A 20,355-nucleotide genomic window follows, 5' to 3' on the forward strand; every position below is an offset into this window, starting at 1 on the left:
GGTCATTCCGCAGTCGTTCGAACCTTCCGATGTGCTCAGTAATTATGGATCGCACCCTTGTATTCGGTGGCCTCCGCGGCCGTGTGTGGACGCTTAACCCCGCCGAGGAGGCGGTGCGAAAGGCCATCGCCGAGGCGCTCGGGGCGAGGTGCGGCGACCCTTCTCATGGCCGGCTCAGTGCCCGTACGCCGGGATCCCGGCGATCTCGGCGGGCGGCGGGCCCGGGTGGAGGATGCCGAGGCGCTGGGTGGCGCGGGTGAGGGCGACGTACAGGTCGTTCCGGCCGCGTGGGGAGGCGGCGAGGACGGCCGCGGGGTCGGCGATGAGGACCGAGTCGAACTCCAGCCCCTTGGCCTGGCGTACGGTCAGCACCACGACCTGGCGTTCCAAATCGGGGTCGGCACCGTAGACGGCGCCGGGGACTGCGGCGGCCAGTTCCGTGAGGCGGGCGTCCGGGACGATCACGGCCAGCCGACCCTCCCCCAGGGAGGCCGCCTCCCGCGCGGTGTGCTCGGCCAGGGCACGCGGAAGGTCGGCTGGGGAGGTGGTGAGGCGCCACGGCGGAATGCCCGTCTCCCGTACCGAGCGTGGCGGGGTCAGAGCTGGGTCGAGGGCGGCGAGCAGGTCGGCGGCGGCGGCCATGATCTCGGTCGGCGTGCGGTAGTTGACGGTCAGCTGCGCCAGGCGCCACCGGTCGCCGACGAGGGGCCGGAGCACCCGGCTCCACGAGGACGTGCCGGCCGCGTCGCCGGTCTGGGCCACGTCGCCCACGATCGTCATCGAGCGGGTCGGGCAGCGTCGCATGAGCAGCCGCCAGGCCATCTCCGACAGCTCCTGCGCCTCGTCCACGATCACGTGCCCGAACGCCCAGGTTCGGTCGGCGGCGGCCCGCTCGGCCACGGTGCGGTGGGTCACGACCTCCTGCCGCTCGGCCAGTTCCGCCGCGCCCAGCAGGTCGGCGGCGGTGAGGATCTCGGACTCCTCGCCTTCCTCCAGGTCGCTGGACCGGGAGCCGACCGAGATGTCCAGCACGCCCTGCGCGTAGGCGATCTCCTCGCGGCGCTCGGCCGCCGCCCGCGTCCGGGCGGCCGCCTGCGCGGTGGCCTCCCGGTCGTCCTCGCCCAGCAGTTCGGCGGCCTCGTCCAGCAGCGGTACGTCCGCCGGGCTCCAGCCGCCGCCGGGCGCGCGCAGCAGCAGCCCGCGCTCCGCCTCGGTGAGCTCGGGCGCCGCCGAGGCGATCCGGTCCGGATCGGCGAACAGGTCCTCCAGCAGCCGCTGCGGCGTCAAGGTCGGCCACAGCTCGTGGAGGGCCGCCCGTACGCCCGGACTGGCGGCGAGCTCCCGGCGCAACTCGGCCAGGTCGGCCTCGTCGAGCAGCGACCGTGCCTCCTCGCCGAAGGGATCGGCGCGCAGCAGTTCCTCGGGATATCCGGCGGCGAGCAGGGCCTTCACGTCCGCTTCGCCGAGCCCGCCCTGTCCGTCGCCGTCGAGCGGCTCCCCGCTGTCGTCGAGGACGACGGCCTCCAGCCGCTCGGCGACCTGCCGGGTCAGCACGTCGAGGATCTCTCGGACGAAGATCCGCCGTGCCTGGTTGTGCAGTACCGGCCCGCTCAGCGCCGTTTGCGCGGCGCGCCGGTAGTCCTCTTCCTCCAGCCGCAGCGTCTCGTCGCCGTACGGGATCTCGGCCGGACCGCAGGGCGCGGCCTGCCGGTCCCGTACGGCCGCGGCCACGACGTCGGCCATCATCGCCCGGCCCTTGATCTCCGCGATCGCCGGCGGCTCGGCGCGTCGCGCCGTGACCCCGGGGAACAGCCCGCCGACCGTCGACAGCACCACGCTGGTCTCGCCGAGACCGGGCAGCACCTGGCCGATGTAGCGCAGGAAGGTGGCGTTCGGGCCCACCACCAGCACGCCGCGCTCCGCCAGGTGCCGGTGGGTGTAGAGGAGGTACGCCGCGCGGTGCAGCGCGACGGCGGTCTTTCCGGTGCCGGGACCCCCCTGCACCACCATCACCCCCCGGTGGTCGGAGCGGATGATCTCGTCCTGCTCGGCCTGGAGGGTCTCGACGATGTCCCGCATCCGGCCGGTACGGCCGGCGTTGACCGCCGCGAGCAGCGCCGCCTCGCCGATCAGTCCCTCGTCGTCGTTCAGGACCGCGTCGTCCAGAACCTCGTCGTCCAGGTTCACGATCCTGCGGTCGCGCGTGGTGATGTGGCGGCGGCGCCGTACGCCCTCCGGCGCGGCGGCCGTGGCCACGTAGAACGGGCGCGCGGCCGGGGCCCGCCAGTCGATCAGCAGCGGGTCGCCGTCGTCGGAGTCGTCGAAGACGCCGATCCGCCCGATGTAGTGCCGCCCGCCGTCGCGCAGATCGAGCCGGCCGAAGCAGAGGCCGCTCTCGGCCGCGTCGAACCTCGCCACCCGGTCGGCGTACCGGCCGACCGCGGCCTCCCGCTCGACGCGCGCCTGCCGGGTCCCGCCGTTCTCCCGCAGGACGCCGGCCAGCCGCTCGGACGCCTGTTCCCGCAGGTCGTCGACCCGCCGATAAAGCATCGCGACGTATTCCTGTTCACGCTCGAGCTCGCCGTTGGACAATTGCGCCCCTCTTTGGTAAATTAAAATAAGAACTGCTGTGGTCGCCGAGTCGAAGACAATTCGACAACCAGGGTAGTTCTTTTTTTGTTCCCGTGCGGCGACGTCTACGTAGTTTCGTCGACCTGGGCCCCAGCCTGCCTCGCGAGACCACCGAGAAACAGTCTTGTTCTTCCTCCGAGCGTCAGCCGCCACACGGAACCGCAGCTCACGGCGTCGATGACGGGCCAGGCGGCGGTGTGGACCGTAAGTCGCTTCAGAGTCATGCGTTGACGAGACCGGCCGTACGGGCGGCGCCGTGCGGCCCGAAATCGAATTGCCGGAGGCGAATCGATGACCAGGGAGCGACCGACGGTCCCGCCCGGCATGCGGGTATGCCCGCCGTACGACCACGCGGACCTGACCGTCAACAACGCTCGCCGGCTCATCTGGGAGACGTTCGCCGGCCTGGCCTACAAGAAACGCGAACACCCGGAGCCGTGAGCGGGCGTTCGCGCGAAGCGCGTCGAGAGTGCCTGCCGTTGCGCCGGTGACGATCTTGATCGTAGATTGGGGTCACTCTGAACCGGCACTCCCTCGAAAAAGAGCCGCAGAACGGGAGTCCCGCCTCGGGTCTACGAGGTGATGGAGGGGCGGCACCGGATTCGTCCCTGCACGGAGAGATTCTCATGGACATCGGCCTTGGCCTGCCCATCACCGACCCCGCAGCCCTGCTCGACTGGGCGCGGCGCGCCGACGCCGGCCCCTTCACCACCCTGGGCCTGCTCGACCGCCTGGTCTACGACAACCCCGAACCGCTCGTCACCCTGGGCGTGATCGCCGGCGCGACCACTCGCGTCCGGGTACAGACCGAGGTGCTCATCGCACCCCTGCGCGACCCGGTCCTGCTGGCCAAGCAGGCCGCCACCCTCGACCGCCTGTCCGGCGGCCGCCTGGTCCTCGGCCTCGGCATCGGCGGCCGCGCCGACGACCACGCCGTCTCCGGTACGGATATCCGCACCCGCGGCCGTCGGCTCGACGAACAGATGGCCGTCATGCGCCGCCTGTGGGCCGGCGAACCGTACAGCGACGAGGCCGGCCCGATCGGACCCGCGCCCGCCCGTCCCGGCGGCCCCCAGGTGCTGTTCGGCGGCTTCCAACCGGCCGCCCTCGAACGCGTCGCCCGCTGGGGCGACGGCTTCCTGGCCGCCGCTCCGCCGTCCTGGGCCGGTGGCCTCATCGACACCGTACGGAGGGCGTGGACGGACCACGGCAGAGACGGCTCGCCGCGCATCGTCACCCAGGTCAACGTCGCCGTCGGCCCGCCCTCGGTGATCGAGGACGCCCGAGCGTCCATCGGCGCGTACTACGCGTTCACCGGCCGCGCTGAACACATGGTCGACGGCATGCTGACCACCGCCGCCCAGATCCGCGACGCGATCACCCAGTTCGCCGACCTGGGCGCCGACGAGGTCATGCTCTACTGCCACGGCCGAGCCCCCGACCAGGCCGACCGCCTCGCGGACATCATCGGCTGACCGGCCTCGGCCCACAGCGGGTCTGCCCTGCGGCGGCGCACAGTGCCGAACCCTCGGTCCTGGCGCCGTCGCATGGTGTGGGTAGCGTGCAAGGCGTGATCTCCCTCCGCCCGCTGGTCGGCGGCTGGTCGAGGCGACGGATCCCGAGGAACTGACCCAGGCGGTGATCAGGGCGCAGTCGTGGTCCTGGCCGTCGCCGCGTCAGGGTGCGCGCTGGACGCTCGGCGTGGACGCGCGGTAGACGAGATGCGTATGGACGTACTGCGGGTCTTGGCGGAGTTCGGCGTCGGCGGTCGGGTGGGGCTGCTCTCCCTGGGGGCGGACCTGCGGGAGCTGGTCGCCGTCTACGGCAGGCCGTGGGACATCGGACGGGTGGACGAGTCACGGAGATGGCCGCACCTGTACGCCTACGGTGATGTGGAGTTCCTCGTGTGCCGCTGCCGCATCGTCGCGTCGATCACGGTGCCGACCTGGCGGGGGAGCCTGGAGTTGCCCTCCGTGGACGGCCGCGCGGTGATCCTGCCGGCGGAGGTGACCTATGCGCAGGTCGTCGACGCTCTGGCGGCGGTCGGCTGCCCGTGGGAGCCGCTGCCTGCGATACCGGGCCAGTGCGGGCTGCGTACCCGTTCGCGGGAGGAGCGCATCGACTTCACCTTCACGACCGACGATGGGCCCGAGCCGGTCCTGCATGGCGCCGGAACCTGGTATCACGCACACGACTGCATCCCGGTGGAGGCTGTCGCCACGCGCTTCCCGGACGACTTCCCCGCAGAGGAGCCTGGAGTCTGACGGCAACGGCGCAGGGGATACCTCAGAAGTAGGACGCGGGTGGTTCCTGAGCGGGACGCCAATACGCGGTCCCGCCGTCCATAGTCGGTGGCATGCGAAAGATGATCTCGGCGGGGGCCGTGGTCGCGCTGCTCTCGGCCGTTCCCGTCCACGCGACACCGGCTTCTGGGACCAGGTTCCTGTCGGCCGGGCGCGCGCCGTCGGCCGCCCGGCCCCGGTCCGTGCTGGCTCCCGCACCGGCGATGCCGATGGGAGCGGTGAAGGTTCGGCTGCCCGCGCCCACCGGGCCGTACGCGGTGGGTACGACGTCTCTGCATCTCGTCGACCGGTCACGGCCCGACCCGTGGCGGCCGGCCGAGCGTCGCGAGCTGATGGTCACTGTCTTCTATCCCGCTTCACGGGTCACCGGCCGTCCGGTCGCGCCGCAGCTGGCGCCTGGAGAAGCGCAGGGGTTCGACGCGTTCGCCGGTCGCGCGAACTACGGTGTCGAGCCGGGCACGGTGGACTGGGCGGCGACGCCTACCCATGCGCACCTGGACGCCCCGGCCGCGCGGGGGCCTCGCCCGGTCGTGCTGTACTCGCCCGGGATCGCCGACCCACGCACCTGGAACACCGCGCTGGTCGAGCAGCTCGCCTCGGCCGGGTACGTCGTCGTCGCCATCGACCACACCTACGAGGCGTCGGCGGTGGAGTTCCCCGGTCATCGGATCGCCCGTACGGTGCTGCCGGAACGTCTCGCCGAGGCCCAGCGGGACGGCACGCTCGTTCGGCTTCAGAAACAGGTCGTCGCCGCGCGGGTCGCCGACACCCGGTTCGTGCTCGACGCGCTGGCGGCACTCCACGCGGGGAGCGATCCGGATGCCGATCACCGTCGGCCTCCCCGGAACCTCACGGCGGCGCTGGACCTGCGACGGGTCGGCATGCTCGGCGCCTCGGGCGGGGGGTTCACCGCGGCGCAGGCGATGTACGAGGACGCGCGGATCAGGGCGGGCGTCGACCTGGACGGCACGCTCGGGTTCGGGGACGATCCGGCCCACCTGGAGCTCTCGCCGGTCGCCGAGCACGGTCTCAACCGGCCGTTCCTGCTCATGGGCAGCGCCGGACCGGGCGGCAGCGACCACCGGACGGAGTCGTCGTGGCGGTCGTTCTGGGCGCACGGCCGGGGCTGGCGGGCGGATCTGACGCTGCGCGACTCCCGGCACGGGTCGTACACCGACGCCGAGGCGATCCTCCCGCAACTGCGCGGCCGCGTTCCCGACAAGACGATCGGCGATGACGTCGGCACGGTCGATCCCGCACGCGCGATCACCGCGGAACGCGCCTACGTCTCGTCGTTCTTCGACCGCTGGCTGCGCCGCACGGACGACGGGCTCCTCAACGGTCCCTCCCAGTGGTATCCCGAGATCGAATTCATCCGCTGACCGTCCCCGCAGAGCGGCACAATGCCCTCGTGGAACGAACGATCTCGCTTTATACGACGGAGCAGCCTCCGGCGGCCGATCAGCGCGTGGTGGACGGATGGCTGGAATGGTGCCAGGAGAGGAACGTCGGCGAGGCACTGGACGCCCTCGCGGCCAATGCCATCCGCAACGGTGCCCACGCGGTCGTGGGAGTGCGCATCGAGCCCGACCGGTTGCCCTCCGGCACCACTCACTACATCGCGTACGGGACGGCGGTCGTCTTCGGCTGAGCCGGCCGCCGGGCCGATGACCGCTCCTGTCGCCCACCGCCCGGAGCGGTGGGCGACAGCCTCTCATCGCCGCTCGGTCCGCCCCAGGACCTTGGCGCGCACCGGTCCGTAGACGAACTCCGTCGTCGACTCGATGAAGTCGTACGGGAAGCCGGGCTCGATCCGGCTCACCTCGTCGAGGCGACGCAGGATCTCCTCGGGGAGGCGCAGGTCCAGCGCCGTGAGATTGGCGGTCAGCTGGTCGGGGGTCCGGGCGCCGAGGATGGGGTGCACCCACGGGAGGTGCGCCATGGTCCAGGCGATCGCCACCTCCGACGAACTGACACCCAGGGTGTCGGCGGCGGCGTCGACCTCCCGAGCCACGCGCAGGTCGTGCGTCCACCGAGCCGTGGGACAGGGACACGTGGCGGCGCGGCCGTGGTTGCGGCACGACGGAGAGGACGAGCGGTACGCCACCGTGCGCCACGGCATCAGCGAGGGTGCCCGCCTCTGGCGCGAGCAGGCCCCCGTCCTGCGCGCGATCGTGGAGAACTGGCGCAGCGACCCGAAGCTGACCGAGCTGTGGCTCCACCAGATGAACGGCTACACGGAGGCCACGAAGGCGCGCATCGAGCAGGACGGCGCACCCGGGACGGCCGACCCCCAGATGCTCGCCGCCGCCCTCACCTGGCTCGGGGAACGCCTCTATTACCTCGCGGCCGCGGGCGTCGCGCCCTTCGACGACGAGGAGGCCCTCGTCGACGTGCTGACCTACATCTGGATGAAGACTCTGTACGCCTAAGAGCCCGCGGTCCCGCCGGAGGCGCGGCGGTCGCCGCCGAAGAGCACCAGGATCAGCGGCACCGCCACGAGCGCGCAGGAACCGGCGGCCAGGGCCGGGTACCCGCCGGCGGACAGGATGAGGGTGGACGCCAGGCTCGCGGCGGCGGCGATGCTCCACACCGTCGCGTCGACGGCGCCCTCGACGCGGGCCCGTTCCTCGGCGGGCAGGTCGCGGGCGAGGAGGCCGCTGCCGCCGACGAAGCACAGGTTCCACCCGTAGCCGAGAAGGAAGAGGGCGCCGGCCAGCGGCGCGGTGGCGCCGCCGGGGACGGCGGCGGCGAGCAGCGCGGCGAGCGCCAGGGCCAGCAGCCCGGCGAGCATGACGGGCCGGGCGCCGACGCGGTCGAACAGCCGTCCCGTCAGCGGCGACAGCGCGAACATGCCGAGCGTGTGCATGGCCAGGGTCACGCCCACCGCGCCCAGCCCGTGTCCGTGCCGGTGCATGTCCATCGGCGTCGCGGTCATGACGGCGACCATGACGACCTGCGCCGTGACCATGACCGCCAGCGCGGTTCGGGCGGCGGGCGTCCGCACCAGGTCGCGGAGCGGTACGGGGGAGGCGGCGGCCGGTGCGCGGCTCGACGGGGCTCCGGCGGCGGCGATCGCGGCGACCGACGTGGCGACGGCCGCGACCAGGAACGGCCCGGCCATGGCGGGACCGCCGAGCCGGCTCGCGGCGGCGCTCGACGGGTCGAGCAGCAGCGGCCCGCCGACCGCGCCGATCGTGCTGGCCCAGATGACCATGCCGATGGCGTACCCGCGCCGGTGCGCCGGGTACAGCTCGGCGGCCCCGTAGCGGGACAGTTGGGCTCCGGCGTTGCCGAGGCCGAGCACCAGCATGCCGATCGTCAGGGCGAGGACGTCCCCGGCGGCCACCGCGACGACCGCGAGACCGGCGCCGAGCGCGGCCGCGCCGTACCCGAGGACCAGTCCGGCCCGCCGTCCCCGGCGTGCCGTCAGCCAGGTCAGGGCGAGCGCGCCGATGCCCGTTCCGACGACGCCGGCGGTGTTCGGCACGGCGCCCCAGCGCATGCCGAGCCGATCGCCGGCCACGATCGTGCTCACGGCGCTCGCCATGGCCATCGCCGCGTTCATCAGGGCGGCACCGCAGAAGAAGGCCGCCATGGCGCGTCGGCGGCGCACGGCGACGACCGGGGGATTCGCGACAGGGGTCGTACGCATGCCACAACGCTAGAAATCCGGGCCTTCGAACTGAACGGGCGATCAACGGAGATTCGTGCGATCCGCCTCTTGTTCGAAAGGAGATCCGAGGTGCAGGGTTTCCGGATGGACAGACCGCTGGATGAGACGGACTGGCGCATCCTCGCCGAGCTGCAGCGCGACGGGCGGCTCTCGTACAACCGGCTCGCGCAGATCGTCCACCTGTCACCGCCGGCCGTCGCCGAGCGCGTGCGCCGCCTGGAAGAGGCGGGGGTGATCAGCGGCTATCAGGCGCGGATCGACGCCGCGAGGGCCGGCCTGCCGCTGACGACGTTCGTGCAGATGCGGTGCGCGCTCGGCCGGTGCCTGCTCAAGACGACGACGGCCGAGGACTTCCCCGAGGTCACCGAGGTGCACAAGCTCAGCGGGAGCTGGTGCTCGATGCTGCGGGTGCGCGTCGCGTCCATGCGGCACCTGGAGGGACTGCTCGAGCGCCTCGGTGAGCACGGCGAGATGAACACGCACGTCGTCCTGTCGACGCAGTACGAGGGGCGTCCCGTCGAGCCGCCGGCGGACGAGGCGCGCCCGGTGAGCCAGCCGACCGGATGGAGCCGCTGAGCCGGCCGGGCGCTGTTAACACGCCGCCGGTGAGCCGGCCGACCGGATGGAGCCGCTGAGCCACCCGGGCACCCTCAACACGCCGCCGGCGGCGGCACCGATCGCCGCCGCCGGACCTGCCTCACCAGGCGGATTCGACGGTGTCGCCCTTGCCCGTGTCCTCAGGAAGCGGCACCCGGAACGACGCGCGGCCTCCCGTCCTCAGATCGACGCGAACGATCCGGTGGCCGCCGACATACAGCGCGAACCGTCCCGTGCCGTCGACGGCGATGCCTCCGGAGTCATTTCCGGCGGCGAGCGTGACGGGCCGGCCGTTCCCGCCGAGCGGCACCCGCATGATCCTCGCACCCACCTCGGCGATCAGTGCTCGACCGTCGGCCTCGTAGGCGGCGCCGAGAACGCTGTTCGCCATGTCCCCGCCGCGCCCGATGCCGCCGGGCAGGGCGACGTCGACCGGCCGGGCCGTCGGCGAGCCGGTGTCGAGGGTCCGCAGCCCGGGGCCGACGAGTGCGAGGTGCCGTCCGTCCGGTGCCCAGGCGAGGTTCCACCCGGGCTGGCCGTTCGCGATCGTCCAGGTTCGCCGCTGCCCGGTGGCGATGTCCGCGACGCCGACCCCGGTGCTCAGGAGATAGGCGAGGCGACGCCCGTCCGGGCTGAGCGCCGGGGTCGCCGGCCTGCTCGACTCGGGCACCGTCAGCCCCGGGATGAGCTGTGGCGTATCCGGCCGCCCATCCTCGCTCAGGTGCACCCGGAAGAAGCTGAACTCGGCGCCGGCGGGACGAGAGGCCGGCGATCACGAACGTGCGGTTGTCCGGTGCGGCCGTGACCTGCCCCCACGACGACCACACGCCCTGTGGGAGAGGGATCGTGTAGAGGACCTTTCCGGTGACGGCGTCCTGCACCACCGGACGCACTGGCGTGTACGTCGCGTCCTTGCCTGCGGTCCGGGCGAAATGAGCGATCGAGTCGCCTGCGGACACGATGAACTTCGGAGGTCCCGACGGGCGCAGCGCCGGACCGATCGCCATGGCGGCCGGAGGGGACGGCCGGCGTACGGGCTCGCGCTCGCCACCGGTCAGCGCGAGGACCGCACCAACGATGATCAGGACCGCCGCCGCGGCCGCAGCGGGAACGGGCCAGCTGCGACGGCGGGGCGCCTCTCGCAGGGGAGGCATCCCGTCGAGCGTCCGCGCGGCAGCGCCGAACGCGTCACGTACCCGATCCTCGATCATCGTCCCTCCAACCGGTTCGCGAGGGTGGCCAGCGCGCGGGACGCCGTCGAGGAGACGGTTCCCCTGCTGACGCCGAGCTCGGATGCGATCTCCGCCTCGGACATGTCCAGGTAGAAGCGCAGCACGAGGATCTCGCGCTGCCTCTGCGGCAGGCGTGCGATCTCCTCCAGCACCGCCCGCCGTTCCTCGCCGAGCAGCGCCGCCGATTCCGCCGACCACACCGGCGTGTCGTGGACGACACGCATCAGCCGGGCGGCACGCCGCCGCCGCAGGACCGAACGGCAACCGTTCATCACGGCGGTCCGCACGTACGCGGCCGGGTCGTCCGGGCCACCGTCGCGGAGCCACCGGCGCTGCAACCCGTAGAACGCCTCCTGCACGACGTCTTCGGCGGTGGCCCGGTCCCCGACCAGCAGCAGCGCCGCGCGGGCCAGCCGCAGCGAGTTCGCCCGGTACAAGTCGCTGATCGCGTCTTCGGGGGTGACCTCTGGGGGATCGCTCGTACGCATCGTCACCTCATCGCTCGGGGGGATCTCCATAGATAAAGACGCCCCCGGCCGCGCGATGCTGAGCCCGGCGCCGATGTTCCCGTGAGCGCGTACGCGCTCAGGCCGACACGCGAGGCCTGGAACGCTCAGCGGGTGAACAGCCGGGCGGCGTTGTCGTGGCAGACGGCGCGCAGCCAGTCGTCGCCGAGGTCGAGCCGCGTGAGCGCCGCGAGCTGGTGGGCGTAGGAGTACGGGATGTTCGGGAAGTCGGTGCCGAGCAGGATCCGGTCTCCCAGGTCGGCCAGCCGCGAGGTGAGTTCGGCGGGCCAGGGGGTCAGCTGCTCGGTGAAGTCGGTGAACGCCATGGTCGTGTCGAGGCGCAGGTCCGGATGGCGTTCGGCGAGTGCGAGGAACTCGGCGTACTCCGGCAGGCCCATGTGCGCGACGATCGCGATCAGCCGGGGATGGCGGGCCAGGACCTCGGCGAAGGCCGTCGGTCCGGTGTGGCGGCCGGGTTCGGGGCCGGAGCCGCAGTGCACGACGACCGGGGTGCGCGACTCCGCCAGCAGCCCCCAGACGGGGTCCAGGAGCGGGTCGCGAGGGTCGTACCCGCCGACCTGGACGTGTGCCTTGAAGACCCGCGCCCCGGCGTCGATCGCCTCGGCGACGTATGCGCCCGCTGCCGGCTCGGGGAAGAACGTCGAGGTGTGCAGGCAGTCGGGCGTGCGTGCGGCGAAGTCGGCCGCCCAGCCGTTCAGCCAGACGGCCATCGCGGGGCGATGCGGGTAGAGCATCGCCGTGAACCGCCGCACGCCGAACTCCCGCAGCAGACCCAGCCGCCGCTCCTCGTCGTAGCGGTACCGGACCTCCCACGGCAGGCCGGCCTCGGTGAACTGGTCGAAGTACGCCCAGACCTTGGCCAGGACATTCGACGGCATGAAGTGGGTGTGGATATCGATGAGGCCGGGCAGCCCCAGCGACCGCCAGAACGCGGGGATGTCCGCGTCGTCGCCCGGCGGCCGTACGGTCCGGTGATCGGTTGGCGAAGCCATGCCCCGCATGATTCCAGAACCGGATTCGGCCGCCCGGGTGCGGGTGCGGAGCGGCGGTGAGGCCGCCGTAAGGCTCGGGCACGACACTTGACGACCTCAATAGCTAACCGTTATCTATAGGCCGGTGTCAGCGATCACGATCGAGGGACTCACCAGGCGGTACGGCGACCGGGTCGTCGTCGACGGGCTGGGCTTCACCGTCGAGCAGGGCTCGCTCGTCGGATTCCTCGGCCCGAACGGGGCGGGTAAGACGACGACGCTTCGCATGCTCCTCGGTCTCGTCAGGCCGACGTCCGGCCGCGCTCTGGTGTACGGCAGGCCGTACCGTGAGCTGGCCGATCCCGTCAGGGCGGTCGGCGCCGTGGTGGAGACGATGACCGCGCACCCCCGGCGTACGGCACGCCACCACCTGCGCATGCTCGGCATGCGCGTCGGTGTCGGCGCTCGCCGGGTCGACGCGGTCCTCGACCTCGTCGGCCTCACGGACGCGGCCGACCGGCGCGCCGGGGGATTCTCGCTCGGGATGCGGCAGCGGTTGGCGCTGGCCGCGGCGCTGCTGGGCGACCCAGGGGTGCTCGTCCTGGACGAACCGGCCAACGGGCTCGACCCGGAGGGCATCCACTGGCTGCGCGGATTCCTCCGATCGCAGGCCGCCGAGGGACGTACGGTGCTGGTGTCCAGCCATCAGCTGGCGGAGGTCCAGCACACCGTCGACCAGGTGGTCATCGTCGCCGGAGGCCGCCTGGTCGCCGCCGGACCGCTCGATGACCTGCGGAGCCGGGCGTCCGGCCGGGTCCACGTGCGGTCCCCCGAGGCCGAGCGGCTCGCCGCACTGCTGGCCGCCGCCGGTGTCACGGTGCGGCCGGCCGGGCCCGGCCGGCTGGAGGCCCCGCCCGGATGGGCCGAGCACATCGGCCTGCTGTCCGCCGAACATCGGATTCCGCTGTTCGAACTGCGCGAGGACGCCCCAGACCTCGAAGAGGTCTTCTTCCGTCTCACCCGCACCGCCGGAGACCGGGAGCCGCGGTGATCCGGCTGTTGCGGTCCGAGCTGTACGCCCTGCGGACGACACCGGGCCCGTGGCTGACGATGTCCGCCGTCGCCGCCCTCCATGTGTTCCTCGTGGCCGTGATCGGGACGCCGGGCGACCGGGGGGCGGCCTGGCACGGGCTCGGGCCGTCAGCCGGGGAGCTGACGGGATATCCGATGCTGCTCTTGGGCGTCGTGGCGGCCGCCCAGGACCATCGCTTCCGGACGATCGTCCCCATCCTCCTGACCACGCCGGGACGGCGCCGTGTGCTGGCCGCCGAGGCCGCCGCCGTGGCGGTGGTCGCCACGGCGGCGGCCTCGGCCGCGCAGACCCTCTGGCTGGCCGCCGCCGTCAGACGGCACGGCGGCGCCGTCATGCACACCGGCCGCCCCGGCGACCTCCTGCGGCTGTACGCGGTCACCGTCGGCGGGGTGGTCCTGCTGGGCCTGCTCGGCGTGGCACTCGGCGCGATCCTCCGCAACGCGGCGACGGCGTTCGTCATCGTCCCGATCGGTGTGATCGCCGAGGCGGTGGCGCCGCCGACGCGCTACCGCGGTCCCTTCACCAGCGGACTGGCGACCTTCGGCTCGCATCCCGGCTCCGGTGCCCTCCTCCTCGCCGGCTGGACGGTCGTCGCCCTCGCGATCGCCGTCGCCGCCGTGGGCCGGGATGTCACGGACTGACCTCGCAGAACGTCGGCGGGCCGTCAGCGCGTCACCGTCTCCTGGAGCTCGGTGACCCATGTCGCGGGGTCGCCCTGCCCGTAGCGGAGGTAGACCTCGCGCGCCGAGCCGGTGCTGCGGTAGCCGTTCTCCTCGATCCACCGGGCGAGTTGCTGGACGGACGCGTCCACGTCGTCCATGGACCCGTGGTGGATGAGGGTCGCCGCCTGCTCCGCCCCGGGCAGGTCGACGACGTCGAAGTCGTACGCGCCGTCCGGGTCGGCGTTCACCGGGGCCCCGGCGTGCACCCGCACCCCGTCGGGGCCCTGCTCGTAGTACGCGATCGCCGGGGCGACGATGGCCAGCCCCGCCGCGTCGAGGCGCTTGCACAACTCCTCGTACAGCGGCTGGATCACCGGGCTGATCTTCTCGGACTCGAAGCTCTCCGCCGTCGCGCTGAGCTCCGCGAGGCGTACGGCCGGAACACTCTTGATGATGACGTCCGCGGACATGTCACCCTCCGTCTCGATCATTCGGAGCCTCGCCTCGACCCGGGCCAGACGCGCCGTCTCCTCGGCCACATGGACCGCCAGCTCCGCCCGGCGCAGCCGCAGCATGCCGTGCAGCTCCTCCGGGCCGACTTTCTCGTCGAGGATCCGCCCCACCTGTTCCAGGCTGAGGCCGAGGTCCTTGAGCGCGATCAGCCGGTTGAGCCGGGCGAGCTGCGCCGCGTCGTAGGAGCGGTAGCCGGTGGCCGGATCGACCCGGGCGGGCCGCAGCAGGCCGAGTGCGTCGTAGTGCCGCAGCATCCGTACGGACACGCGGCCGAGTCGTGCGAAATCTCCGATGCTGAACATGACGTGTCCCGGTGTAGGTCCTCACACAGTGTCAGGGTCAACGACTGATCGAGCCGGCGACGTCCGATTAGAGTGTTCCCGGACAAGAATCCGATTCGGTTATCGGAGGACGCGTGGACGCCCAGGACTTCGCAGACGTGCTCGACGCCGTACGGACCTTCGTCCGCGAGCGGGTGATCCCGCGCGAGGACGAGATCGAGACGACGGACCGCATCCCGGACGACCTCCGGCAGGCCGCCGCCGAGATGGGCCTGTTCGGGTACGCGCTGCCGGAGGCGTACGGCGGGCTCGGCCTGTCCATGAGCGAAGAGGTGCGCCTGGCCTTCGAACTCGGCTACGCCAGCCCGGCGTTCCGCTCGATGTTCGGCACCAGCAACGGCATCGCCGGCCAGGTCCTCGTCAAGGCAGGCACCGGCGAGCAGCGCGACCACTGGCTGACGAGGCTGGCCGCCGGCCGGGCCGTCGCGGCGTTCGCGCTGACCGAGGCCGAGGCGGGCTCCGACCCCAGCACCCTGACGACCAGGGCCGTACGTGATGAAGATCACTATGTGCTCGACGGGGCCAAGCGCTTCATCACCAACGCGCCCGAGGCGGACGTGTTCATGGTGTTCGCCCGGACCGGCGGCGAGGGGTCGCGGGGGATCTCCACCTTCATCGTCGAGGCGGGCACGCCCGGCCTCACCGTCGGCCCGTCCGACGAGAAGATGGGCCAGCGCGGCGCGCACACCGCCGAGGTGTTCTTCGACGGCGTACGGGTCCCCGCGACGGCGATGGTCGGCGAGGAGGGCACCGGCTACCGCACCGCGCTGACGTCGCTCGCGCACGGCCGGGTGCACATCGCGGCGGTCTGCGTCGGCGTCGCGCAGCGCCTCCTCGACGAGACGGTCGCGTACGCCAAGGAGCGGCGCCAGGGCGGGCAGCGAATCGGGGACTACCAGCTGATCCAGGGCCTGATCGCCGACTCCCAGACGGAGCTGTACGCGGGCCGCTCGATGGTGCTGCGGGCGGCGGAGGCGTACGACACGGGGGAGGACCGCAAGCTCGGCCCCTCCTGCGCGAAGTACTTCTGCTCGGAGATGGCCGGCCGCGTCGCCGACCGCGCCGTCCAGGTCTTCGGCGGCATGGGCTACATGCGCGGCGTCGCCGTCGAGCGGCTGTACCGCGACGTCCGGCTCTTCCGGATCTACGAGGGCACCAGCCAGATCCAGCAGGTCGTCATCGCCCGCGAACTGCTCCGCTGACCGGGGCCGGCCGCGCGAGAGGACGAGCGGCATGCCCGGGGTCTCCCGCGCCCCGAGCACGGGTCCCCGAGCACGAGTCCGTCGCCGGGCCCGCCATGCCACCCAGGCGGGGCCCGGCGAAGGACACCGACCGGTCAGGAGGTGACGGCGGGGCACCTGGTGCCGCGCGGCGGGACCTTCAGGTCGATGAGGTACCGGTCGACGGCGTTCTCCATGCAGGGGCCGTTGGTGACGCTCCCGTGCCCGCCGCCCTCGTACGTCAGCAGCACGCCCGCGCCGCCGAACTGCCGCGCCACCGACTCCGCCCACGGGTAGCCGGTGGCCGGGTCGTGCACGGCGTTGGACAGCAGGATCGGCGGGACGCCGCGCGCCGTGAGCGCGTGCTGCGGGTTCGCGGTCGGCGAGCCGAGGCATGCGGCCGTCATGTGCAGCGGCAGCAGGTACGGCAGATCCGGCGCGGTCGCGGTCATCGTATGGACGAGCGAGGCGTACTCCCGCTGATCGCGTACCGGGAGCCGCCAGTCGGCGCAGAAGACCGGCGTCGCCGACGGAAGCGGCGCGGGGGAGGTGGGCGAGGCCGGTATCGGCTCGCTCGCCTCCAGCTTGGCGACCGTCTCGGCCAGGCCGGCGTAGTCGGCCCGGTAGAAGTACCGGAACGCGATCTTGTTGACCAGGTCCATCGGCGACAGGGCGGTGTCGGGTGCCTTCGGGTCCGCCAGTTCGCCCCGGTCGGCACGGGCCAGCAGCCCCCGCCAGACAGCTCGTACGTCGCGGCCGTGCAGCGCGCAGTCCGGCGTCCTGCCGCACCACTTCACGAACTCCTCGAAGGAGTCCTGCGCGGCGGCGGCCGAGTCGCGCAGGAAGGCGGACGTGCTGGTGACGCTGTGGTCCATCACGCTCTCCAGCACCATCGCCCGGACCCGGCGCGGATACGTCTCGGCGTACTGCGCGCCGAGCACCGTGCCGTACGAGCTGCCGTGGAAGGTCAGCTTCGCCTCGCCGAGAGCGGCCCGGACGGCGTCCAGGTCCCGCACCGTCTGCGCGGTGTCCAGATGATCGAACACCGGGCCGGTGCGCTCCCGGCAGTCCGCGCGCAGCCGCCGGTTGTACGCGAGCGTGGCATTGAACGCCGCCTGATCGTCGATCTTCGGGCTAGGGCGCTGGGCGAGCAGGTCGGGCGAGCAGGTCACCGGGCTGCTCCGGCCCACGCCGCGCGGGTCGAAGCTCACGATGTCGAACCGGCGGCGGACCTCCGCGCTGAACGCGTCGATCCCGGTCACCACCCGGTCCACCCCCGAATCGCCCGGCCCGCCCGGCCCGAACACCAGCGAGCCGACGCGCGGGCCGGGGCCGGTGGCCGTACGGCGGGCCAGCGCCAGGCCGAACCTCGGCCCGTCCGGGTGCGCCCAGTCGACCGGCACCGAGAGGGTGGCGCACTCCGCCCCCGGGTACTCCGGATCGCACGGAGCCCACTGCAGACTCGCCGGTGACGCGTGAGCCGGTGACGCGTGCGCCGATTCGGCGGTGAGGCCCGGCACGGTGGCGGTGACGGCGCCCAACGTGATCACGGCGGCGGCGCCGGCGTGCCGTACAGCGGCGTGACGACGTTCGCGCCTGCCTTCGAACAGCATGATCATTCCTCCTGAACGGACGCCCGGAGGGACGTCCGGTGAGGCGTGAGGACCCGGCCGGGGCACCTTGCGGACCTCGATCACGCTAGAGGCGTGATCACCTCCTCTCCCAGGTTCTCAGGGGCGGACCAGGGGTACGTCAGGGACACCTCAGGGCCGCACCCGAACAGGCTCCGCAGGCCCCCGCTCACAGGCCGGACGAAGGCGGAGAACACCCTGGGCATCGAGCCGCCGACGGCCCCGGCGAATCGATTTCGTGTCCGGGCCGCGCAGCGTGTATGGTTACGGAGCGCGGAAGGGCGCACGCCCCCTTAGCTCAGTCGGCAGAGCGTCTCCATGGTAAGGAGAAGGTCTACGGTTCGATTCCGTAAGGGGGCTCTAGCAGCCGATACCCCGGTCCGCCAACGTGGACCGGGTTTCGTCTGTTCGGGTGTGTCCGGAGAGTCCGGTATTCTTTTCTCCGGTCGTCCCGACCTTCGCGGCGGAGTAGCTCAGTCAGGCAGAGCAAGCGGCTCATAATCGCTGTGTCGCCGGTTCAAGTCCGGCCTCCGCTACCACCTCACCGCCTCCCCTCTCGCAGGGGGGTTGGTGCAGGTCGTTGTCCAGTGTCCCTCACCAGAAAGGCACTCCATCGTGGCTGCCACCGACGTACGGCCAAAGATCACGCTGGCCTGCCAGGAGTGCAAGCACCGCAACTACATCACGCGGAAGAACCGGCGCAACGACCCGGACCGCCTGGAGCTGAAGAAGTACTGCCCGAACTGCCGTAAGCACCAGGCGCACCGCGAGACCCGCTGAGGCGGGAGCGGGCTCGCCGGTCGGCGTTCCCTGACGTTCACAGCCCGTCCCGGCATCGCTGCCGGGGCGGGCTGAACCACGTCTGTTAACGTCGCTGCATCGCCTCCCCTGGCGCGCACGTGGGTATTCCGGGAAGGGACGGATTGAATGGCGCTGAACCGCGATTTCATCGGGCGGGCCTTCCCGCCGTCGGAGCCGTACGAGGTCACCCGGCTGAAGATCAGGGAGTTCGCGGACGCTATCGGCGACCTGAACCCGATCTACCGTGACTCGGAGGCGGCCAAGGCCGCCGGGCATCCCGACGTGATCGCGCCGCCGACCTTCCCGATCGTCATCTCGATCACCGGCGCCGGCCTGACCGACCCCGAGCTCGGCCTCAACTACTCGATGGTCGTCCACGGCGAGCAGCGGTTCGAGTACGCCCGCCCGCTGCACGCGGGCGACGTCGTCACCGCCGAGTCGACGATCGCCGGCATCCGCTCCATCGGCCGCAACGAGCGCCTCGACCTGCAGACGGTGATCAAGACGGTCGACGGCGAGCACGTCTGCACGGCCCACAACGTCATCATCGAGCGAGGTGCCTGAGATGACCGCCACCGTGAAGTACGACGAGGTCGAGGTCGGCCAGGAGCTGCCCGCCAAGACGTACGAGGTCGAGCGCCTCGATCTGATCAAGTACGCCGGCGCGTCCGGGGACTTCAACCCGATCCACTGGAACGAGCCGTTCGCCAAGTCCGTTGGCCTGCCCGACGTGATCGCGCACGGCATGTTCACGATGGCGCAGGGCGGCCGGTACGTCACCGACTGGGCCGGCGACCCCGGTTCGGTCGTCGACTACGGCGTCCGGTTCTCCTCCATGGTCGTGGTGCCCAACGACGGCGGCACCGAGATCACGATCACCGGTGTGATCGAGGACAAGCGCGACGACAACACGGTCGTCGTCGCGCTGACCGCCCGCTCGCGTGGCGAGAAGGTCCTCACCCGCGCCAAGGCGACGGTCCGTCTCGCCTGATGGCGGTCCGCTGCGAGCAGGTCGACCTCGCGGGCTACACCACGCTGCGGCTCGGTGGGCCCGCGCGGTGCTTCGTCGAGGCCACGACCGACGACGAACTGATCGACACCATCCGCCGCGCCGACCGGGAGGGCGAGCCGGTGCTCGTCCTCGGCGGCGGCAGCAACCTCGTCGTCGCCGACGCGGGCTTTCCCGGCACGGCGGTGCACATCGCCACCCGCGGCGCGTCCGTCGCCGCGTTTCACGCTGACCGCCGGCGACGCGACGGCCGCGTGCTCGTACGCGCCCGGGCGGGCGAGGAGTGGGACCCCTTCGTCGCCCGGTGCGTCGAGGAGGGCCTGTCCGGTCTCGAGTCCCTGTCGGGCATTCCCGGTCTGCTCGGCGCCACCCCGATCCAGAACGTCGGAGCATACGGTCAGGACGTCAGCGAGACGATCGTCGAGGTCCGCGCGTACGACCGGGAGCGCGGCGAGGTCGTCGTCCTCGACCGAGACGCCTGCCGGTTCGGCTACCGCACCAGTGCCTTCAAGGGCGCCGACCGGCACGTCGTGCTCGAGGTGACCTTCGCCCTCGAACCGGCCGACCTCTCCGCCCCGGTCCGCTACGCCGAACTGGCCCGGACCCTCGGGGTCGAGCCCGGCGAGCGGGTCCCGCTGCGGGACGCCCGCGACGCGGTGCTCGGCCTGCGCCGGGGGAAGGGCATGGTCGTCGACCCCACCGACCCCGACACGCGCAGCGCCGGATCGTTCTTCACCAACCCGATCCTCGACCCGGACCAGCTCACCGACCTGGAGAAGCGCGTCGCCGACCGGCTCGGCCCGGACGCCGTGTTCCCGCGCTACCCGGAGCCGGACGGCCGTACGAAGACCTCGGCGGCCTGGCTGATCGACAAGGCGGGCTTCACCAAGGGGTACGGCCGGGGCCCGGCCCGGATCTCGACCAAGCACACCCTCGCGCTGACCAACGCCGACGGCGGGCGTACCGACGACCTCCTCGCCCTGGCCCGCGAGGTCCGCGACGGCGTCCGCGACGCCTTCGGCGTCACGCTCGTCAACGAACCGGTCTTCGTCGGCGTCCGCCTCTGACGCCTGGGCGCCGGCCACGGACACCGCCGTGTCCGACGAGCCGTGCACGTCCGCTTCTGACGTCCGGACGTCGGCCACGGG

At 72.1% G+C, this 20,355-nt stretch carries 22 protein-coding genes and 2 tRNA genes; 16 read left to right on the forward strand and 8 right to left on the reverse strand.

What is annotated here, in order from left to right; genetic code table 11:
• Nucleotides 1–174: 174 nt before the first annotated feature.
• A complete protein-coding gene (locus ACYVF7_RS06305) occupies nt 175–2,592 on the reverse strand; it encodes a HelD family protein (RefSeq protein WP_460336254.1) in 2,418 nt (805 codons plus the stop codon).
• 330 nt (nt 2,593–2,922) lie between these two features.
• Between ACYVF7_RS06305 and ACYVF7_RS06310 the strand changes: the two genes are divergently transcribed.
• The 5 genes from ACYVF7_RS06310 (at nt 2,923) to ACYVF7_RS06330 (ending at nt 6,585) form a co-directional block, all read left to right on the forward strand.
• Complete coding sequence (locus ACYVF7_RS06310; protein WP_460336257.1) at nt 2,923–3,072, forward strand: hypothetical protein; 150 nt, start codon at nt 2,923–2,925, stop codon at nt 3,070–3,072.
• Nucleotides 3,073–3,257: 185 nt separating this feature from the next.
• Nucleotides 3,258–4,106, forward strand: a complete 849-nt coding sequence (locus ACYVF7_RS06315) for an LLM class flavin-dependent oxidoreductase (RefSeq protein WP_460336260.1) — start codon at nt 3,258–3,260, stop codon at nt 4,104–4,106.
• A gap of 252 nt (nt 4,107–4,358) precedes the next feature.
• Nucleotides 4,359–4,895, forward strand: a complete 537-nt coding sequence (locus tag ACYVF7_RS06320) for a hypothetical protein (protein WP_460336263.1) — start codon at nt 4,359–4,361, stop codon at nt 4,893–4,895.
• Nucleotides 4,896–4,987: 92 nt separating this feature from the next.
• Nucleotides 4,988–6,316, forward strand: a complete 1,329-nt coding sequence (locus ACYVF7_RS06325; RefSeq protein ID WP_460336266.1) for an alpha/beta hydrolase family protein — start codon at nt 4,988–4,990, stop codon at nt 6,314–6,316.
• A 29-nt stretch (nt 6,317–6,345) separates the two neighbouring features.
• Nucleotides 6,346–6,585: a heavy metal-binding domain-containing protein gene (locus ACYVF7_RS06330; RefSeq protein ID WP_460336269.1), complete on the forward strand. Its 240-nt coding sequence runs from the start codon at nt 6,346–6,348 to the stop codon at nt 6,583–6,585.
• Between the two features lie 63 nt (nt 6,586–6,648).
• Here the strand turns inward: ACYVF7_RS06330 and ACYVF7_RS06335 are convergent, their stop codons facing one another.
• Nucleotides 6,649–7,056: an aldo/keto reductase gene (locus ACYVF7_RS06335; protein WP_460336272.1), complete on the reverse strand. Its 408-nt coding sequence runs from the start codon at nt 7,054–7,056 to the stop codon at nt 6,649–6,651.
• On the opposite strand from ACYVF7_RS06335, the gene ACYVF7_RS06340 reads away from it, so the two are divergent.
• Nucleotides 6,989–7,366: a hypothetical protein gene (locus ACYVF7_RS06340; protein WP_460336275.1), complete on the forward strand. Its 378-nt coding sequence runs from the start codon at nt 6,989–6,991 to the stop codon at nt 7,364–7,366. The genes ACYVF7_RS06335 and ACYVF7_RS06340 overlap by 68 nt on opposite strands.
• On the opposite strand, the gene ACYVF7_RS06345 is transcribed toward ACYVF7_RS06340, so the two are convergent.
• A complete protein-coding gene (locus tag ACYVF7_RS06345; protein ID WP_460336278.1) occupies nt 7,363–8,589 on the reverse strand; it encodes an MFS transporter in 1,227 nt (408 codons plus the stop codon). The two genes, ACYVF7_RS06340 and ACYVF7_RS06345, sit on opposite strands and share 4 nt — an antisense overlap.
• A 105-nt stretch (nt 8,590–8,694) precedes the next feature.
• Here ACYVF7_RS06345 and ACYVF7_RS06350 point away from each other — a divergent pair, with 105 nt between their 5' ends.
• Nucleotides 8,695–9,186, forward strand: coding sequence for an Lrp/AsnC family transcriptional regulator (locus tag ACYVF7_RS06350; RefSeq protein WP_460336281.1), 492 nt, complete (start codon nt 8,695–8,697; stop codon nt 9,184–9,186).
• Nucleotides 9,187–9,307: 121 nt separating this feature from the next.
• Here the strand turns inward: ACYVF7_RS06350 and ACYVF7_RS06355 are convergent, their stop codons facing one another.
• From ACYVF7_RS06355 to ACYVF7_RS06365, 3 genes are all read right to left on the reverse strand, one after another.
• A complete protein-coding gene (locus ACYVF7_RS06355; protein ID WP_460336284.1) occupies nt 9,308–9,934 on the reverse strand; it encodes a TolB-like translocation protein in 627 nt (208 codons plus the stop codon).
• A 480-nt stretch (nt 9,935–10,414) separates the two neighbouring features.
• Nucleotides 10,415–10,927 carry a SigE family RNA polymerase sigma factor gene (locus ACYVF7_RS06360; protein WP_460336287.1) on the reverse strand — a complete coding sequence of 171 codons (513 nt, stop codon included), beginning with the start codon at nt 10,925–10,927 and terminating at the stop codon, nt 10,415–10,417.
• Nucleotides 10,928–11,052: 125 nt separating this feature from the next.
• Complete coding sequence (locus ACYVF7_RS06365; protein WP_460336290.1) at nt 11,053–11,958, reverse strand: amidohydrolase family protein; 906 nt, start codon at nt 11,956–11,958, stop codon at nt 11,053–11,055.
• Nucleotides 11,959–12,082: 124 nt separating this feature from the next.
• Between ACYVF7_RS06365 and ACYVF7_RS06370 the strand changes: the two genes are divergently transcribed.
• Together ACYVF7_RS06370 and ACYVF7_RS06375 are read left to right on the forward strand one after the other, a co-directional pair.
• Complete coding sequence (locus tag ACYVF7_RS06370; protein WP_460336293.1) at nt 12,083–12,988, forward strand: ABC transporter ATP-binding protein; 906 nt, start codon at nt 12,083–12,085, stop codon at nt 12,986–12,988.
• A complete protein-coding gene (locus ACYVF7_RS06375; RefSeq protein ID WP_460336295.1) occupies nt 12,985–13,671 on the forward strand; it encodes a hypothetical protein in 687 nt (228 codons plus the stop codon). Before ACYVF7_RS06370 ends, ACYVF7_RS06375 begins: the two co-directional genes overlap by 4 nt.
• A 23-nt stretch (nt 13,672–13,694) precedes the next feature.
• Here ACYVF7_RS06375 and ACYVF7_RS06380 read toward each other — a convergent pair whose 3' ends face one another.
• Nucleotides 13,695–14,507 (reverse strand): MerR family transcriptional regulator, encoded by an 813-nt coding sequence (locus ACYVF7_RS06380; RefSeq protein WP_460336298.1) that lies wholly within the window; start codon nt 14,505–14,507, stop codon nt 13,695–13,697.
• A gap of 113 nt (nt 14,508–14,620) precedes the next feature.
• Here ACYVF7_RS06380 and ACYVF7_RS06385 point away from each other — a divergent pair, with 113 nt between their 5' ends.
• Complete coding sequence (locus ACYVF7_RS06385; protein WP_460336301.1) at nt 14,621–15,748, forward strand: acyl-CoA dehydrogenase family protein; 1,128 nt, start codon at nt 14,621–14,623, stop codon at nt 15,746–15,748.
• Nucleotides 15,749–15,882: 134 nt separating this feature from the next.
• Here ACYVF7_RS06385 and ACYVF7_RS06390 read toward each other — a convergent pair whose 3' ends face one another.
• Nucleotides 15,883–17,379: an alpha/beta hydrolase gene (locus tag ACYVF7_RS06390; RefSeq protein WP_460336304.1), complete on the reverse strand. Its 1,497-nt coding sequence runs from the start codon at nt 17,377–17,379 to the stop codon at nt 15,883–15,885.
• A gap of 305 nt (nt 17,380–17,684) precedes the next feature.
• Here ACYVF7_RS06390 and ACYVF7_RS06395 point away from each other — a divergent pair.
• The 6 genes from ACYVF7_RS06395 (at nt 17,685) to ACYVF7_RS06420 (ending at nt 20,274) form a co-directional block, all read left to right on the forward strand.
• Nucleotides 17,685–17,757, forward strand: a tRNA-Thr gene (locus tag ACYVF7_RS06395).
• A gap of 102 nt (nt 17,758–17,859) precedes the next feature.
• Nucleotides 17,860–17,936, forward strand: a tRNA-Met gene (locus tag ACYVF7_RS06400).
• A 76-nt stretch (nt 17,937–18,012) separates the two neighbouring features.
• Entirely contained in the window at nt 18,013–18,177 is a 165-nt protein-coding gene (rpmG, locus tag ACYVF7_RS06405) for a 50S ribosomal protein L33 (protein WP_252780260.1), read from the forward strand.
• Between the two features lie 147 nt (nt 18,178–18,324).
• Entirely contained in the window at nt 18,325–18,762 is a 438-nt protein-coding gene (locus ACYVF7_RS06410) for a MaoC family dehydratase N-terminal domain-containing protein (protein WP_460336309.1), read from the forward strand.
• Between the two features lies 1 nt (nt 18,763).
• Nucleotides 18,764–19,189 carry a MaoC family dehydratase gene (locus ACYVF7_RS06415; protein ID WP_460336312.1) on the forward strand — a complete coding sequence of 142 codons (426 nt, stop codon included), beginning with the start codon at nt 18,764–18,766 and terminating at the stop codon, nt 19,187–19,189.
• Entirely contained in the window at nt 19,189–20,274 is a 1,086-nt protein-coding gene (locus tag ACYVF7_RS06420) for a UDP-N-acetylmuramate dehydrogenase (protein WP_460336315.1), read from the forward strand. The genes ACYVF7_RS06415 and ACYVF7_RS06420 overlap by 1 nt, the downstream gene beginning before the upstream one ends.
• Nucleotides 20,275–20,355 lie beyond the last annotated feature (81 nt).

Source organism: Actinoallomurus acanthiterrae, assembly GCF_054775715.1.

What these genes read in the sequence shown, in the direction of transcription:
- ACYVF7_RS06360 (WP_460336287.1), bottom strand. Translation starts at nt 10,927, where the DNA reads ATGCGTACGAGCGATCCCCCAGAGGTCACCCCCGAAGACGCGATCAGC.
- ACYVF7_RS06365 (WP_460336290.1), bottom strand. Translation starts at nt 11,958, where the DNA reads ATGGCTTCGCCAACCGATCACCGGACCGTACGGCCGCCGGGCGACGAC.
- ACYVF7_RS06420 (WP_460336315.1), top strand. Translation starts at nt 19,189, where the DNA reads ATGGCGGTCCGCTGCGAGCAGGTCGACCTCGCGGGCTACACCACGCTG.
- ACYVF7_RS06410 (WP_460336309.1), top strand. Translation starts at nt 18,325, where the DNA reads ATGGCGCTGAACCGCGATTTCATCGGGCGGGCCTTCCCGCCGTCGGAG.
- ACYVF7_RS06350 (WP_460336281.1), top strand. Translation starts at nt 8,695, where the DNA reads ATGGACAGACCGCTGGATGAGACGGACTGGCGCATCCTCGCCGAGCTG.
- ACYVF7_RS06325 (WP_460336266.1), top strand. Translation starts at nt 4,988, where the DNA reads ATGCGAAAGATGATCTCGGCGGGGGCCGTGGTCGCGCTGCTCTCGGCC.
- ACYVF7_RS06320 (WP_460336263.1), top strand. Translation starts at nt 4,359, where the DNA reads ATGGACGTACTGCGGGTCTTGGCGGAGTTCGGCGTCGGCGGTCGGGTG.
- ACYVF7_RS06380 (WP_460336298.1), bottom strand. Translation starts at nt 14,507, where the DNA reads ATGTTCAGCATCGGAGATTTCGCACGACTCGGCCGCGTGTCCGTACGG.
- ACYVF7_RS06315 (WP_460336260.1), top strand. Translation starts at nt 3,258, where the DNA reads ATGGACATCGGCCTTGGCCTGCCCATCACCGACCCCGCAGCCCTGCTC.
- ACYVF7_RS06390 (WP_460336304.1), bottom strand. Translation starts at nt 17,379, where the DNA reads ATGCTGTTCGAAGGCAGGCGCGAACGTCGTCACGCCGCTGTACGGCAC.
- ACYVF7_RS06345 (WP_460336278.1), bottom strand. Translation starts at nt 8,589, where the DNA reads ATGCGTACGACCCCTGTCGCGAATCCCCCGGTCGTCGCCGTGCGCCGC.
- ACYVF7_RS06310 (WP_460336257.1), top strand. Translation starts at nt 2,923, where the DNA reads ATGACCAGGGAGCGACCGACGGTCCCGCCCGGCATGCGGGTATGCCCG.
- ACYVF7_RS06335 (WP_460336272.1), bottom strand. Translation starts at nt 7,056, where the DNA reads ATGCCGTGGCGCACGGTGGCGTACCGCTCGTCCTCTCCGTCGTGCCGC.
- ACYVF7_RS06415 (WP_460336312.1), top strand. Translation starts at nt 18,764, where the DNA reads ATGACCGCCACCGTGAAGTACGACGAGGTCGAGGTCGGCCAGGAGCTG.